This window comes from Sagittula sp. MA-2 (genome assembly GCF_030126985.1).
Taxonomy (GTDB): Bacteria; Pseudomonadota; Alphaproteobacteria; order Rhodobacterales; family Rhodobacteraceae; genus Sagittula.
The window spans coordinates 1,133,804-1,147,710 of the sequence record NZ_CP126145.1 but is presented as its reverse complement, the minus strand read 5'-3'; the positions used below and the strand labels follow the sequence as shown (position 1 = coordinate 1,147,710).

Below are 13,907 nucleotides of genomic sequence, written 5' to 3'. Positions count from 1 at the left end.
TCCGTTTCAGGGAATTAGGGTGGCCGGGGCGCGTCGCCCCGGCGGTGGGGTTAGGTGACAATCGCCTGAAGGCGGGCGAGCTCGGTTTCGAGCTTCCTGGTGTGGGCTGCCTGACCCTTGTTCCAGGATAGCTCTTCGAGCTGCTTGCTGACCCCAAGGGCAACCTGCGTCCTGACGAGCCGGAGCCGAGCCTGCGCGTGAGCGAGTTCGTCCTTCCGAGTGGCGACAAGGCGCCGGATGTCATCGGAGCTCTTCAGAAAGTTCTTGCGATCCCGATCATTCGCCGTCGGGTCGCAAGCCCAGTCACGGACCTGGTCATGCTCAGCAAGCAGTCCACGGATTTCTTCCTGACGACGGCGGATGCTCTTCTCGAGGTTCGAGATTTTGGTGTTCAGTTCAATCTTGCTCATGGTCTCTACCTTCCTGCTGTGCCCCGGTAGCGGTCGAGGCGTTCTATTTCTGTTCCCGCTACAACAAGAAGGTAGGCTCGTTTCCGGCCATCCAAAAAGGAAAACAGAAGAAGATGCGATTTCTGTCTTTTTTTCTTTCAAGGTGCTGGCCGACATAGAAAAAACCCCGGCGGTGAGGCCGGGGTTTGGGAGCGTCGCTCGGTTGGATCAGAGCAGTCCGGGGGCTTTCTCGTATAGGGCAAGTTCGGCCAGGTGCATCTCGGCGACGACCTTCCGGCGCCGGGCCTCTTCATAGCTGACGAACTTGCCGTCGTCGGCGCTCTCTTCGGCCTCACCATACCCCGGGCAATCCTCCACGCCGCAGCCGCCGTGGCAGTTGCAGTTGGGGGCTGGGTCGGCCTTCGGCATGATCAGCTCGAGACCCTCGGTGCTAATGTCGAACTTGATCGGCATCCGGATGATCACATCCTCGGACTTTTCCTCCGCTTCCTCGAACACCGCCTTCACCAAGCGATCCTGCTTCGCGCCGAGATTCATGCCCCCGATCTTCACGGCCATCCGGATAATCTCCTTCAGGCTCGTATCTGTCAGTGTAATCGTCTTGCTCATCCCTGCCTCTTGTCAGTCTGTTTTTCTTGAGCTGGTCAGGAATTAGGAACGGATCGGCATTCCGAAAAATGCGGGCGGGAGAGTGTCCAGCCCTCCCGCCCGTGTCCGAGTGTTGGCGCCCGGACTGCGAGCCCTGGTAAGGCTCGCGGGCGCCCGGTTTCCACCCGGGCACCGCTCACAGCCGCCTCAGCGACTACCCCTTCTCGAGGGATCTCACAGCCCCGACGACGCGCTTGGTCGCCGAGGGCAGAAACAGTTTCAGCCCGCGCTCGGTCAAGTAGTCGGGGTGCTGCTTGGCCATGTCGAGGAGAGCGCCCTCGACTGCCCGCCAGAGCGCGAGGTGATCCTCATGCTTCAAGCGGGCGGGTGAGCGTTCGCTGGTGCGGCGGATGTGGGTCACAGCAGATCCTCGAGCCCCAACCCACGCCGCTCAAGCTCAAGCCGCATGTGGCGCATAGCCTCGATCTCAATTTGACTGATACGCTCCCGGGAGACGCCATATTCGGCGGCAATGCTGTCTTGAGACGGCTGTCGGCCTTCGAAGAAGGTGCGCCTTGTGACGATGTCCCGCTCTCGGTCATCCAAGCCAGAAATGGCCTCCCGGAGGAGCTGGGCTACACGCCCTCGATCAAGGCTCTGCTCAACCTCCTCATCCCGGGTGGCAATCTGAAGACTACGGTCGTCGTCATCCCCTGCGGGCGGCATCGAGAGGCTGAGTGCCGACCGTGCTGAGAGAGAATCCGCAGCATGTCCAGGCGTGACGCGAAACTCGTGCGCCGCAACATGGACGGCCTCATTCCGGCTGTATCCACTTGCTTCAAGTTCGGAGACCCGCTTCGGAAGCTTGAAGCGCAGTGCCTTTTCGGGCCTGCTCTGCGCTGCCACAACGGCATGCCCGGACGTTCGCGTCAGTTCGAGAAGACGGTCCCAGATGTAGAGGCGCGCGCACGCCGAGAACGGACCGCGCGCCGGATCATACCGCTCCAGCGCCTCAAGGATCGCGAGACGTCCCTCGGCCTCCAAGTCCTCCTGCGACTGCGCCCAGCGGAGTTTTGCTGCAAGCTGGCGGACGAGACCCATGCATGATTCAATGAGGAGAATGCGCGCTTCCTCGTCGCCGTCATTGATCCACGCTTGATACCACGCCTGCTGAAACTGCCGCCGGTTGTTCTTCGCCACTGCCCTGTCTCCTGTTTCTCAGGAGGTAGGCCCCAGCGGATCTCGACGGAAATGTCAGGCGGGGCGTGAACCCTCGAGCTCGGCAAACCCATCTTCGCCGCGAACCCAGTCAGCGATGCGGTCGAGTAGCTCGTCTGGCGCCCATCTACCCGGCCCCTTCAGGCAGCATTCCCACACGATGAGGACGCGCCACCCAGCATCACGTAGTGCGGCTTCGTTGCGTGCATCCCGTTCCCGGTTCCGAGCAATCTTCGGGCCCCAGTATTCCGTGTTCGTCTTTGACGCCCGCCCCAGGCAGTCGTGACCATGCCAGTAGCAGCCGTGGACTTGGATCACGGCATGCCATCGGGTGAGCACGAGGTCAGGACGACCAGGGAGGTCGTGGCGGTGAACCCTGAAACGGAAACCGCGGGCATGGAGCCCGCGGCGGACGAAAAGCTCTGGGGCGGTATCCTTGGACCTGATCCGAGACATGTTCTCGGATCGGGACATGGGCGATTTCGCTTTCGCCATTTCAGGCGGCGGCGCCCTCGGCCTCCTCAGCCTCGGCGATCAGCTCGAGCAGTGTGAGACCGATGGCCTTGCCCAGCAATGGAGGCACCGCGTTCCCCACCTGAACGTATTGCTCGGTCTTCGAACCGACGAACTCGAAACTGTCTGGGAACGATTGAAGCCTCGCCGCCTCGCGCACCGAGATCGCGCGATCCTGTTCCGGATGAAGGTAGGCGCCCCAGTGGATGTCGCACTTGGTCAGGATCGTGCATGCCTGACCGTCCCAAGTCATCCGGCCATACCGCTTCGTGTGATCCGACCGCTTCGCTCGCTTCATTCCCGCCGGCAGAAGATCGAACGGGATATCTCTCCAACTCCCTCCAGGAGGGATGTGGGCCAGGCGCTCCACGTTCACCTTGCCCAGGCGCGGTGCCGCGTGACAGCTGACCTCGACCGCATTTCCTCGAAGAGCTCTCTGGTATTCGGTCTTCGGCTCAACTGGGTATTTCTGGACACCAGGGTCCTCGCCGTTCTCGAGGGGCGGCAGATCACTGATGGCGTCGGCTATCGTAACCAGAGGCTCGAGGCCCGGGCCATGGGTGGGCTGCGGATGCCTGATCGGGGCGCCGATCCGGTTTCCGATGAACACGACCCGGCGACGCTCCTGAGGAACACCATACTGCTCCGCCCGCATGATCTGGTATTCGACGTTGTAGCCGAGGGCTCGCAGTTCGGTTTCAATGGCGTGAACAGCCTCGCCACCACCGATCGAGAAAATGCCAGCGACATTTTCCATTACGATCCATTCGGGATTTAGTGCCTCAACCACGCGAAGATATTGCCGGAAAAGCTGTGCCCGCTCGTCATGCATGCCTCGCTGGTGATTGTAGACCGAATACGCTTGGCATGGCGGGCCTCCAACCAGGACCGTAAGCTCTCCCTTCTCCAACTCGATGTCGCGGAGAAGCTTATCAATCTTGAGGTCTTGAATCGGCTCGCCGAAGAACTTCGCGTTCGGGTGAGTTGCCTCAAATGTCTTGCCGGCGGCTTCGAACAGATCGTTTCCGGCCAAGACCGTGAAACCGGCCATTTCCAGCCCCGCAGACAACCCTCCTGCGCCGCAGAACAAGTCTACAGCGGTCCTCCGCTTGCTCATGCCTGTCTTCCTGTGTGTTCTTCTTTCGTTTTCATGGCGCATACCAGATTTTGCCCGCCCAGGCAACCTTAGAACGACATCATGCGCCGTCCATCTTCTGCTTGATGCGGCCCTCAAACACTGACTTCGCAACCGGAATTCCGCCTGTCAGCCCCTCGATGGCCCGTTCGAGCGTAACTGTCGCTTTTCGCCCGACAGTTAGCTGGTAGGGCTCGCCTGGTTCGCCGGGAACAAAGTCGACCAGATACCAGACGATATCGCCGTTCGAAACATCGTCGACTTCCTCCATCTCGCCCATCGACTCATAAAACGGCGTATCGACGATGCATACCATCTTCCGACCCCACCGCCGTAGCGTCGGCACCTTGATCTGGAGCTGCGGCATCAGACGCTTCGGGCCGCTCGACCGGTAGTCGGGGCGGCGCTTTCCGGCCGGCATGGTGAGCTGCCCGCCGTTCTCGCGCAACTGTTTGAACTCCATGGGCATTTCGTCGCCGGAGAAGTAGACAGCCTGAATCTCCGCTGCGACCCAATCGAGAGGATACCCCTCCGGTGCGTTGGTCTTCACCAGCACCATGTCGATGCGACCCACATCTTGCCCTGGCGCCGAGTCGAGGTTCCCTGTCGACTCCAGGAAACCAACTTCCCCAGCTTGATAGGGATTGGGATCGCCGAGAAGGTCTTGGCCAATCGCTTGGAAAACGCGGTTGCCCTCCTGAAATCGGTATGGGCATGTCGCCCTGATCGGAGCCCTTTCGCCTGCGACAGGACGAACATCGCCCCCGACATCTTCAACCAGTCGGATCGAACATACGCCACCCGCCTTCGTGCACAGTGGAAACGGACTGTCAGTCCGAAACGGACAGACCTTCCTCGTCTGTGTCAGGTCGAGGTAGTCCTGCTCAAGCTTCGCAAGTCGGGCGTCTTCACGCGCTGTCCGTGGATTCTTGGCGCGCAATGCCAAAAGGCGGTTCTGGTCGACCTTCGACATGCTGCCCTTGGCCTTGAAGTTCGCCAACTCCAGCCGCTCGGCGTCGGATAGCTCCAGGAAGGGCCGCCCATACCACTCCGCGATGTGGAAACGACATGGGCCGTCGTCGATCTCTACCTCGTCCTCATCGAAGAGGTCACCGTCTGCCATGCCTGTCCCCTTGGTTTTTCAATGGGTAACCGGCCGAAGAGGGATTCGGAAAGAGGACTTTGGAAGGCGGGAGGACGGTATTCTCGGCGCAAGGCAGCTTCGACATCCACGCGCGACCACGCTCCGGCCGCTGCGATCTGCCCCACCCTACCGCTGTCAAGCAGTATCACCGCAAGCTCATCGCCCCACCTAAAGACCCGTTCGCCGGGTCGGGTGGCCTGCTCGAGGGGGAGGGTGCGGAGAACGTTGGAGAGCGAAGTCATGCTCCATGATCCTCTGCCTGCGTTGAGAACCTATTAAAGTGGGAACTGGCGAACGAAGGCAGTAAATCGTCCTCAGTGGTCCCAAATGACTTCCGTGGCGAGGTATTCCCGGATGACTGTCCGAACGGTGAACTGCCCGTCATCCACGACGGCGAAGCGGTAGACGTCCGGCTGCACGATTACCCAACCGTCAGGCCTCATGTCCTCGCCGGTGATAAGGCGCGTCATCAACCGGCTCCCCACCTCCGGCCATCCCGGGCCATAGTCTATGTGCTCGAACGCATCGACTGCCTCGGGCTGCAACACTGGAATCGGCTGAATAGCGACGCGCACAGGCTCCCCTCTCGCCGGCTGCCCATGCTCGAACAGGACATGGCCGCGCGCATTCTTCACAATCACATTCTGAACTCGCAAGATGTTTGGGACGAACGTCGTCCAGCCATTGCCGTCAGCATCCTCTTCAACCCGAAACTGAGCCTCGATTTCTTGTCGCAGGCGATCATTATTTCGTAGAGCCTTCTCTGCTCGCTCGATCACCTGTTGATCCGGATCAGTTGATCCAGCCAAGACTGAGCCGAGGAATGCAACGAAGTATTCCTCGTCATTCGAAAAGGTGGTGTTGCACGATCGGCATATACGGATGGTCGGCACGTTGTCTGGAAGTGGCCGATCAAGGATGCTTTTCGACGGGACATGGTCAAGATTGCTTTCCACCGCGTCGAGTGCGGCTCCGCAATGGATTCACCATGCCTTGTGCCGTTCGTCTGCGGCGTCCAGTAGGCTTTTCATCACGGCCTCTCCACAAGATACCGGCAGATCGCACTCGACAGATGGACGACGAGTGTCGCTTCGGCGAGCGACGGCACATTCGTTGGGCTGACGTGGCGGGCGCACCCCGATGAATAGCCCCACATTTTCGAAAGAGCGTCATCAAGTGGCTTCGGCACATTGATGCGTTTCACCGCCTCGCCAAAAACTTTGTTGCTTCCATCAATGTAGCGCGCTGTGGCCTCCAACGCGCCCAGAGCATGATGAATGGCGCCTGTGGGGTCGGGTTCAGGTCTGCGGGATATGTCATGAAGCGCTTCACGCAGTTGTCCCTCTGCGACGCCGTAAGTCGCAGCGCTCAGGGAGGATCGCGCGCTCGCAACGGCGCTCTCGAATTCCGCATCGCCCCTGAGCACGACACCCTCGCCGGCCTTCAACTGCCAGCCTGCACCTGTGTCGATGAAAAGGCCGTTGATCGAGTTCGCAAACTCGACAGTTAGATCATATCCGTGTGTGTTTTCGATGAAGCCTGCCAACCCCTCAATAGCATCGTAGACCTGATACCATTCAGCATCCTCCATCAGACGCATCACTTCGTCGCGGATGTTGGGGATCTCGCTCCAGTTGCCGCGGTCTGGGGAAGTCCGCATAATCCGGCACAAGCAGGTTCGTATCCGATCATAGCTGAGATGATCGTATGCCGCCTGGATCACTCCATATCTCAGCCCCTCAGGAGCTTCGTGCCGGAACGTGATTGGCGGAGTGGTGGCGAAGCCGTGGCGTTTGGAAAACATCTGAATGTCCTGAATTTCAACCTGCGGGCTGCACAATGCGGGAAGCGTGAGCAATGACCCGGTCAGTCTGCTCCTCCACGAAATCGTAGTCGTCCTCCCAGTCGAACCCGAGGTTCTCGGCAAGCTCAAAAAAGGCGCCGCTCGGAAGGGTCGTTCCTGCCGTCTTCTTGTGCACAAGCACCGAGATCATCGCGCCACTCTTCTCGAGGCTGCGGCGCGAAACCACAGCCAAAATCCTGCCGATCTCGGTTCGGTCCGCTGGCACACGCCAGCTCAGCCCCACCAGCTTCATGACAGGCTCATAGTAAATCTTCCGTTCGCCCCGCGATGCGAGGTCCAGGAGGAATGGCTCAACTCTGTCAGCGCGCTGTTCGCGCAAGTCGCGCTCGGCCAGAAGGCTGCGGCGCGACACGAAGCGACTCTTGCCGATCCGGATTTCCTCGAGAGCGCCACGGCCCATCCTCGCAGTCACGGCTGCCGGCGTGACGCCGAGATGCTCAGCGACCAGGGGCACTGGTAGGAGTGCAAGATCCTCGGAGCTGCCGCAGGTGCCGAGGTAGTCATTGAGCGTATCAAATTGCATGGCATATTCCTTATGTTACGATTTGCTAACGCAAGGCATGCGTCAATTGCCTGGGCCGGTCAAGCAAAAGAAAGCCCCCGCCGAAGCGTGGGCAGTTCAGGTAGATCCCGGGTTGCCCGCCGGGCCGGGAACTCACTCCCCAGCTACGACCGACAGATGCTCAGCCTTCCGCATGTAGACGCAGTGTTTGTGTCCGAGCATGTCAGCGATGCGCTGCCCCTTTTCGGAAAGACGGACGCCACGGTAGTAGCGATCGCCTTTGACCTTCTTCTGCACGACGCCCTGCCCTGACAGGGCCTCGACGAAGACCGGCTTGTGCCACTCTTTCTGCACCCCGCCGAGGAACTCGCGGAGTAGCTTGTGCATGGCCGTCTCGGTGATGTCTGCCCGTTCGTCAAAGACCAACCAATCCTCGAACATCTCGTTGAAGGGGTTTGCCGTGGCCATGAGCTTCTCGCGAGTCGCGGCGACGAGCGGGCTGTCCGGGAAGTTCCCAGCCTTTCCGCCGTTGCAATCGTAATACTTCATGGCGCCGCGGACGACATACAGGCCCAGGGCCTTTTGACCTTCCTCACTGGCCATCCACTCCTTCAATCCGAGTTCCTTCTCCTGACAACCCTCGGGAGCCTTGCCGGGATCGTAGAAGGTCTCATTGAATGGGAAGGGCGTGAGCCGGATTTTTGTCGCGTGATTGAATGACTTGAAGCGCGGCATGTCGTTCAGGGACATCCAGAGCTTTGCGTAGATCACGGTCTGAATGGCGGTATCACCGTAGGGTGCCCTGATGGGCTGGCTGTCACCACCAGAGAACCGGTTGAACTCGCCGGACTCGACGGTCGATCCTTTTCGCGGCTCTGACGACATCGCGAACCGCTTCCAGATGACCGGCGTCTTGGCGCCATCGTGGCTGTTTGCGTCGCGATCGCCGGTATCCAGGATGATGCCGGGCTTCACGGACGTGCCCCAGCCACCGCGCCCCATGCCGAATAGTTGCACGAGAGCGTCTTGGACAAGGCTCTTGCCGTTGTCGCCGTTCTTGGATGCATCTTCCTGGTTGCCGGGCATGAAGAAGGATCGTTTTGCAGCCACCTCGCCGGTTGCGGAATAGCCAAGCGCCGTCTGGAACATGTCCTGCGTCTCGGTGTCGTTCGGCCAGAACCGCGCGAAGGTCCTCAAGATACGGTCGAGATCGGCGCTCTCGTCATAGTCGCAAGACAGACAGCCGGTCATGTAATGCTCGGGGTCGTGTGGCATCGACTTGCCGGTCTTCAGGTTGACGGTCACGTTCTGGAACGCAACGAGGTGGGCTACTGTCGGCGCGTTGAAGACTTCCCGCGTGAGTGTCATCGCACCCTCAGCGTGGGCAAGGATGTTCTCGGCGCTCTTGGCGTTGCTGTTCAGCTTATCGGCGACCTCGCCGGTTTCCATTGCGTAGAGCCGACGGACGCGATCGAGAAGGCCAGCAGACGGCTTCCGAGAGAACTGCCAGTGGGTGCCGGTCCATTCGCCCCAGCCGGCGCCCTCGACGTAGCAGGCACGGCCCTTCGCGCGTTCGGCAACCCAGGCTCCCAGGGCACTGTAGTTGACCTCGAAACCCATCAGGGGGTTGCTCTGGGCCAACTCAGCCTGGATGCGGCGGGCCTCGGCACGCTCAGCAGCCGCTGCGGCCTTGGCCTCGATCTTGGCCTGCTTTTCGGCGGCTGTCTGAGCCTTCGCCAAGGCTTTCTCGAGCCGCTTCAGCTCCGCGTTCACCTTGGTCACCGCGCTGCGTGCCTCCGCAGCTTTCGCCGCGGCTTCGACACGATCCGCCTTCACCGCGTTTTGCTTCTCGGCGCTGGCGATTGATGAGGCAACTTCTTTTTCGGCCTTCTCGGCCATGAGTTGGTCGCGCTGGAGTTCCAGTTCAGCGACGGAGTTTACCTGCCCGTTCATTATTCTTGCTCTTCCCTATCAGTGTGGCCTCCGCCCGCCGGGCCGCCGCGAGGAGGCCAATCCTCGCGGCATTCACTGGTCCGGGTTCGGAGCGCGACGTCTGTCGCGAAGAGGAATTGGTCCCCACCCCCGACCCTCAGAAAAAAGTCCAGTCACGAAATCGTGAGAACTTCGAGGGGGCAGCGGGGGGCGGCAGGGGGCAAGCGTTTTGCCCCCTACTTCCGAAGCAAAAGCATACACTTAACAATCAGGGGGCAAGGGGGCAGCCTATAGAGACTTTTCGTGTGTGAGATTTCCTTTTCTTCAGTCTGTGATGTCCCTCTCATGTAGAGAGGCATTAGAGCGCACGAATTTCTTTCGTGTGTAGGAATGAAGAGGTCGCAAACTCCTGCCCCCTTGCCCCCTGTCGTCTAACGCCATGATGTGAAACGGAAAACAGGGGGCAAATCGTCTTGCCCCCTTTGCCCCCTCCCGAGCGAAGCCCACCCCGATTTCGCCGATCAGGAAACCGCCTACCTTCACCTAATGAGACACGTGCTCCGCATAGCCGCCCCGCTCGCCCTCATGGCCGCCACCCTGACTGTGATCTACGCGGAGGTGACGGCTGTCATCCCGTAAACATTGGACGGCTCCCGCCTGCGATTGAGAGCGGCGACAACGGGTGTGAAGGCTCGGCGGTGTTGCCAGGCATCTCCCCGGTGCGGAAAAGTGTGGCTGCCCCGATGCGGGCGCGAATCCTGGGACGGAGTCGATACTTGATACTTGAGACGGCGAAACAGCATTTCGATGAGGACTACGCGCGGGCCATGGCCATGCGGGATCACGCAGACGGACTGCCGCATGGCGTGCTCCGGGACGATTTGCTTCGTTCTGCGTGGATGGTCGGCGTAGGTGCTGGCGACGCATTCTTCTGCGATGCATATGCGGACTTGGTCTCTCGCACATTGAGAGCGAAGGAGCGCCAGACCAACGGTGTCATACCGGACCGCCTGAACAACCTCCGGGTCCCGGTCATTGCCGTCATTTCTGCCGCGAGCAGCTGGCGATGGAGGATGGCCGCTCGAGAATTGATCGAGAAGGAGAGTGTGCTTTCACTGAAGCAGATCAAGGACCTTCTGAATGTCTTCTGTCGAAAGGACCACAGGCTGTTGTCCCAGCAGACCATCGAGGGTTGGGTTCTCCATGGTGACGCGCAGCAACGCCATTTCAGCGTGTCACGGGCAAACTTTCTTGCGACTGCTGGGGCTGCTCGAAACACAGCAAGGAAGAGCGCTCTCGAAGCCTTGGACAGGCGAATGCAGACAATTTTCCAAAGGAGGCACGACTGCATCCACAATTGTGACCGTCCCAAATATGCCATCCAGCCCATATCCTCGGATGCGACCCGGAAGGCCATTGAAGATGTTGGTTTCCTCGTTGCCAGGTGCACCGATCATATGAGGGGCGAATACACCGAATATCTACGCGCTTGTGGCTTCACTGGGGCCACGCGGAATGGCGTTGGAGCGTAGGCGCCATGACAGTAACGAAACGCCCTACTTCCGAAATGACCCGCGAAGAGCTCGAGGCCGAGGTTCTGAGGCTGCGCGCTGCCGTCCAGCATCTCGGTGGCAAACAGGATCGAACTGGCCTCTTGGCGCTCCTGCAATCGTGGGACCCGCTCGACGAGGACGACGACCTGCGCGAGCTGCTCGAGCGCCGAAGCCAGGGTGAGTTCGTCGATCTCGATGAGAGTGAGCGCCGAGACCAGGAGATGATCGCTCGTAAATTCGCCGGCCGCCTGCCTGCTGACCAACGCCTAAGCCGAGACCAGGCGAACTCCCGCGATCCCTGGGACCTCCCGGCCAGCCTGACCCGGAAACCCGACGAAGATTGCTGACGCAGGATCTCCGCGACCGGCATCTATATCCGTCACAGAGCGGCCGGATCGACCGGGCACTGCTGCGGATCGGACCGCACCGCTCGATTTGCACGGGATCGGGTTTGGGGACCTATATCCTCTACACGTTATGATCGGGTCCACTGTCATGGCCCCGTCGCCATGTTACGGCCCGGTCCTCTACAACACGCCCTGCATGCCTCTCGCAGAAGCACAACCGTGGGGCACTTTATGTCCTGTCCTCAATGTCTTCGGATACAGGCCGGACTTCTATCGTCAGGTTCTCGCCGGGTTGATCGCCGGATGCACCTGACAAACGAAAGGGCTGGGAATCTACGGATACCCCGGCCCATCCCACTCTGGCGTCAGCGGAAACAAGGTGACGCGAGCTCCGGGCAGGCACTCGGATGGCGCTGGAGGATAAACACGCTGGGTCTCGCATAGGTGCGGCTGAGGGAAGTCATGACCCCGAGGCGAATAGGTAGGGGCAGTAACCTACGCCCGGCGCCAACAACCGCGGCACGCCTCGGCGATGACCGCCACCCGGGCCGTTTCAGGCAAAGCCACGAGATCTTGCTTCACGCTGATCGGCGGCCCGGGCAACACCGCAGACAGATCCCCTGAGATAGCTGCGGGCCGCCCCCAGATAGGGGTCCAACCGGAAGGGTGGATAGCCAAGAGCGTGGGAAGTTAACCAGGGCGGTCCATCACGGGCCGCCCTCGGCTTTTCTGGATCGCGTCGAACGTCCCTATGTCGGTTGAAAGACAGACAGGGAGATAAGGATGTCGACCAACTCCTACCCAGAGGCAGGTGCGATCATGCTGCCGGAGATCAGCAAGGGCGAGTATACGGATATCGAGACGCTTTCCGCATGCCCGATGGGCACCGTCTTCTGGCACGAGTATTTCGAGTTCGACGACGAAAGCGAGAAGTGCATCCTGATATCTGCCGGCGATGCGACAGATGAGGACATGTTCAGGGTCCGGTATCTCGACCTCGACGGAAACACCCGCACAATGTGGGTGAACGACGACGACAGCGGGTTCTTCGTTGAATGGCGCCCGACGCGCCCGCTCTCGATCAAGGAGATCGACGGCCTACTGGCGGCGAAGGTGTATTGGATTGGAGGTGCGGCATGACCGCCCCGACCATTCAGTCCGCCCGCGCCGCGCTCGCCGCCAGCCAGGCTGCCACCGCACGCCGCGTCGACGCCATCCTCGAAAAGGCGCCGCACCTCGGCCGCAGCGACGTGGAAGACGTCCTCGATATCCAGTGGATGCTGGGTGAGGACCTCGCCGTCCTCGACCGCCTCCTCGACTACCTCGCCGAACCGCATTCCCGGGACGACGGCTATCTCGACTACCATGAGGTCACGATGTGTCGCGACGCGCCGGACCTGGCCCTGCTGATCTATCGGCGGATGGGCTATAACGATGAGGAGATCGGGAAGCGGATTGCTGAGGCGGTGATGCGGCGGGACTAAATCGTCGCGCTATGCCCGCGTCGCGCGACGTCCAGAGCCATGCTATCCTCTCCACATGACCAACCCACCGCCGGGATATCGCTCGTTCATGGCGCCGGACCTGATCACCAACGATGAGCTCAAGCGGCGCCTGAGCGTCCGTCCGCAGACGGTGTGGCGGGAAGGTGATCTCTGGCGCATCTGTGTCTGGGCGACGGGACATGAGGGTTTCCATTTTCTCGAGGAGGGCTGGAAACCATTCGATGACTGGGAGGAACGCGAGGATGACTGACCGCACTGACGAATTCCGCAAACGCATGCTCGAGGTCCGACCTGACATCGAGGTGTTCCGCGCCCGACCGACATGGCAACGCGCCCTGATCCGGATGGTGTGGCGGGTCCAGCGCCCGTTCGGGATCGAAGCCTGGTCACCGCCGAAAGAGCGCGAGGCCCGTTTGAAAGGCCGCTGAGGTTTTCCCTACCTCCCTGAAACCAATTCAGGGGAGGAAAGACCATGAACACATCATCCGGACTTGGCGGCGCGCTCGCCTTCTTCGCGTTTCTGACAATCATGAGCGCCCATGACCCGGAACCCGCAGCGGCCCAGGTCAACAGTGGATCGACCAACGATCCGATCACCGAGGCCCTGAGCCCCGAGGCCAACCGGGATCGCCGCAGGGAACAGCTCATGGCATTCGCCGATCGCGTGAGTGATGGGGAGCCGCGCCACGATACCGCCTGCGATATCTGGGGCTCGTCTCGATGGGGCGACTGCTGACCGTTTTGGCCCGGTTTCGGCCGGGCCTAATTCCGTAGGGCGGGGGTCAAACTGAACAGGCCGCCGCTCAAACGAAACGCGACCAGGGAGGCGACCATGCGCAAATTCGGCGGCTAATCACCCATACCATCAGTTGCATCGATCACAGGCCGGGCCATCGCGCCCGGCCGTTTTTGTGTGGGGCGTTCGGTGCCTAATTCCCTGGAAAGACATCAGGGAGAGAAAAATGTCGAAGAACACCATCGCTACAATCTGGTTCTGGGTGATGCTCGTGGGAATGACGGGCTTTGATATCTGGGTCGGCGTGAGGGCTATTCCACAGATCGAGGAGCTGGTTTTTCAGTTTTGCGTCGGTCTCGCGCTCGTGTCGTCTTGGATGACGTTCGTCCGAAATCTGGTCAAAGCGCGCTTCGGCGTGGATCTGGATGCGGAAGGCGGTGCGGCATGAAATGTCTGTCTT

The 13,907-nt window shown here is 60.5% G+C and carries 19 protein-coding genes; 8 read left to right on the top strand and 11 right to left on the bottom strand.

The genetic code is table 11. The annotated features are described in order from the left end of the window. Positions 1 to 50: 50 nt before the first annotated feature. From QNI11_RS05805 to QNI11_RS05755, 11 genes are all read right to left on the bottom strand, one after another. Positions 51 to 410, bottom strand: a complete 360-nt coding sequence (locus QNI11_RS05805; protein WP_283982682.1) for a hypothetical protein — start codon at positions 408 to 410, stop codon at positions 51 to 53. A gap of 207 nt (positions 411 to 617) precedes the next feature. Next, entirely contained in the window at positions 618 to 1,019 is a 402-nt protein-coding gene (locus tag QNI11_RS05800) for a hypothetical protein (protein ID WP_283982681.1), read from the bottom strand. 193 nt (positions 1,020 to 1,212) lie between these two features. Then, positions 1,213 to 1,419: a hypothetical protein gene (locus QNI11_RS05795; protein ID WP_283982680.1), complete on the bottom strand. Its 207-nt coding sequence runs from the start codon at positions 1,417 to 1,419 to the stop codon at positions 1,213 to 1,215. Further along, positions 1,416 to 2,198 carry a sigma-70 family RNA polymerase sigma factor gene (locus tag QNI11_RS05790; RefSeq protein ID WP_283982679.1) on the bottom strand — a complete coding sequence of 261 codons (783 nt, stop codon included), beginning with the start codon at positions 2,196 to 2,198 and terminating at the stop codon, positions 1,416 to 1,418. The genes QNI11_RS05795 and QNI11_RS05790 overlap by 4 nt, the downstream gene beginning before the upstream one ends. A gap of 54 nt (positions 2,199 to 2,252) precedes the next feature. Further along, positions 2,253 to 2,711, bottom strand: coding sequence for a very short patch repair endonuclease (locus tag QNI11_RS05785; RefSeq protein ID WP_283982678.1), 459 nt, complete (start codon positions 2,709 to 2,711; stop codon positions 2,253 to 2,255). Position 2,712: 1 nt separating this feature from the next. Next, on the bottom strand, positions 2,713 to 3,846 hold the full coding sequence (locus QNI11_RS05780) for a DNA cytosine methyltransferase (RefSeq protein WP_283982677.1): 1,134 nt from the start codon (positions 3,844 to 3,846) through the stop codon (positions 2,713 to 2,715). Between the two features lie 79 nt (positions 3,847 to 3,925). Further along, positions 3,926 to 4,987, bottom strand: a complete 1,062-nt coding sequence (locus tag QNI11_RS05775; RefSeq protein ID WP_283982676.1) for a NotI family restriction endonuclease — start codon at positions 4,985 to 4,987, stop codon at positions 3,926 to 3,928. Positions 4,988 to 5,322: 335 nt separating this feature from the next. Continuing rightward, positions 5,323 to 5,964: a hypothetical protein gene (locus QNI11_RS05770; RefSeq protein ID WP_283982675.1), complete on the bottom strand. Its 642-nt coding sequence runs from the start codon at positions 5,962 to 5,964 to the stop codon at positions 5,323 to 5,325. Positions 5,965 to 6,038: 74 nt separating this feature from the next. Further along, positions 6,039 to 6,812 (bottom strand): AbiJ-NTD4 domain-containing protein, encoded by a 774-nt coding sequence (locus tag QNI11_RS05765; protein ID WP_283982674.1) that lies wholly within the window; start codon positions 6,810 to 6,812, stop codon positions 6,039 to 6,041. 16 nt (positions 6,813 to 6,828) lie between these two features. Beyond that, on the bottom strand, positions 6,829 to 7,395 hold the full coding sequence (locus tag QNI11_RS05760) for a hypothetical protein (RefSeq protein ID WP_283982673.1): 567 nt from the start codon (positions 7,393 to 7,395) through the stop codon (positions 6,829 to 6,831). A 132-nt stretch (positions 7,396 to 7,527) separates the two neighbouring features. Next, entirely contained in the window at positions 7,528 to 9,327 is a 1,800-nt protein-coding gene (locus QNI11_RS05755; RefSeq protein WP_283982672.1) for a hypothetical protein, read from the bottom strand. Positions 9,328 to 10,082: 755 nt separating this feature from the next. Here QNI11_RS05755 and QNI11_RS05750 point away from each other — a divergent pair. The 8 genes from QNI11_RS05750 (at position 10,083) to QNI11_RS05715 (ending at position 13,895) form a co-directional block, all read left to right on the top strand. Then, positions 10,083 to 10,838, top strand: coding sequence for a hypothetical protein (locus QNI11_RS05750; protein WP_283982671.1), 756 nt, complete (start codon positions 10,083 to 10,085; stop codon positions 10,836 to 10,838). Between the two features lie 5 nt (positions 10,839 to 10,843). Beyond that, entirely contained in the window at positions 10,844 to 11,206 is a 363-nt protein-coding gene (locus QNI11_RS05745) for a hypothetical protein (RefSeq protein ID WP_283982670.1), read from the top strand. Between the two features lie 783 nt (positions 11,207 to 11,989). Beyond that, on the top strand, positions 11,990 to 12,346 hold the full coding sequence (locus tag QNI11_RS05740) for a hypothetical protein (RefSeq protein WP_283982669.1): 357 nt from the start codon (positions 11,990 to 11,992) through the stop codon (positions 12,344 to 12,346). After that, complete coding sequence (locus tag QNI11_RS05735; protein ID WP_283982668.1) at positions 12,343 to 12,690, top strand: hypothetical protein; 348 nt, start codon at positions 12,343 to 12,345, stop codon at positions 12,688 to 12,690. Before QNI11_RS05740 ends, QNI11_RS05735 begins: the two co-directional genes overlap by 4 nt. Before the next feature lie 88 nt (positions 12,691 to 12,778). Next, a complete protein-coding gene (locus QNI11_RS05730) occupies positions 12,779 to 12,961 on the top strand; it encodes a hypothetical protein (RefSeq protein WP_283982667.1) in 183 nt (60 codons plus the stop codon). Next, complete coding sequence (locus QNI11_RS05725) at positions 12,954 to 13,139, top strand: hypothetical protein (protein ID WP_283982666.1); 186 nt, start codon at positions 12,954 to 12,956, stop codon at positions 13,137 to 13,139. The genes QNI11_RS05730 and QNI11_RS05725 overlap by 8 nt, the downstream gene beginning before the upstream one ends. A 44-nt stretch (positions 13,140 to 13,183) precedes the next feature. Continuing rightward, positions 13,184 to 13,447 carry a hypothetical protein gene (locus tag QNI11_RS05720; protein WP_283982665.1) on the top strand — a complete coding sequence of 88 codons (264 nt, stop codon included), beginning with the start codon at positions 13,184 to 13,186 and terminating at the stop codon, positions 13,445 to 13,447. Between the two features lie 226 nt (positions 13,448 to 13,673). Then, positions 13,674 to 13,895 carry a hypothetical protein gene (locus QNI11_RS05715; protein WP_283982664.1) on the top strand — a complete coding sequence of 74 codons (222 nt, stop codon included), beginning with the start codon at positions 13,674 to 13,676 and terminating at the stop codon, positions 13,893 to 13,895. The last annotated feature ends 12 nt before the right edge of the window (positions 13,896 to 13,907 follow it).

Excerpts from the sequence above, each read along its gene's own strand:
- QNI11_RS05805 (WP_283982682.1), bottom strand. The coding sequence starts at position 410 with ATGAGCAAGATTGAACTGAACACCAAAATCTCGAACCTCGAGAAGAGC.
- QNI11_RS05800 (WP_283982681.1), bottom strand. The coding sequence starts at position 1,019 with ATGAGCAAGACGATTACACTGACAGATACGAGCCTGAAGGAGATTATC.
- QNI11_RS05785 (WP_283982678.1), bottom strand. The coding sequence starts at position 2,711 with ATGGCGAAAGCGAAATCGCCCATGTCCCGATCCGAGAACATGTCTCGG.
- QNI11_RS05780 (WP_283982677.1), bottom strand. The coding sequence starts at position 3,846 with ATGAGCAAGCGGAGGACCGCTGTAGACTTGTTCTGCGGCGCAGGAGGG.
- QNI11_RS05775 (WP_283982676.1), bottom strand. The coding sequence starts at position 4,987 with ATGGCAGACGGTGACCTCTTCGATGAGGACGAGGTAGAGATCGACGAC.
- QNI11_RS05765 (WP_283982674.1), bottom strand. The coding sequence starts at position 6,812 with ATGTTTTCCAAACGCCACGGCTTCGCCACCACTCCGCCAATCACGTTC.
- QNI11_RS05760 (WP_283982673.1), bottom strand. The coding sequence starts at position 7,395 with ATGCAATTTGATACGCTCAATGACTACCTCGGCACCTGCGGCAGCTCC.
- QNI11_RS05755 (WP_283982672.1), bottom strand. The coding sequence starts at position 9,327 with ATGAACGGGCAGGTAAACTCCGTCGCTGAACTGGAACTCCAGCGCGAC.
- QNI11_RS05745 (WP_283982670.1), top strand. The coding sequence starts at position 10,844 with ATGACAGTAACGAAACGCCCTACTTCCGAAATGACCCGCGAAGAGCTC.
- QNI11_RS05740 (WP_283982669.1), top strand. The coding sequence starts at position 11,990 with ATGTCGACCAACTCCTACCCAGAGGCAGGTGCGATCATGCTGCCGGAG.
- QNI11_RS05735 (WP_283982668.1), top strand. The coding sequence starts at position 12,343 with ATGACCGCCCCGACCATTCAGTCCGCCCGCGCCGCGCTCGCCGCCAGC.
- QNI11_RS05730 (WP_283982667.1), top strand. The coding sequence starts at position 12,779 with ATGGCGCCGGACCTGATCACCAACGATGAGCTCAAGCGGCGCCTGAGC.
- QNI11_RS05725 (WP_283982666.1), top strand. The coding sequence starts at position 12,954 with ATGACTGACCGCACTGACGAATTCCGCAAACGCATGCTCGAGGTCCGA.
- QNI11_RS05720 (WP_283982665.1), top strand. The coding sequence starts at position 13,184 with ATGAACACATCATCCGGACTTGGCGGCGCGCTCGCCTTCTTCGCGTTT.
- QNI11_RS05715 (WP_283982664.1), top strand. The coding sequence starts at position 13,674 with ATGTCGAAGAACACCATCGCTACAATCTGGTTCTGGGTGATGCTCGTG.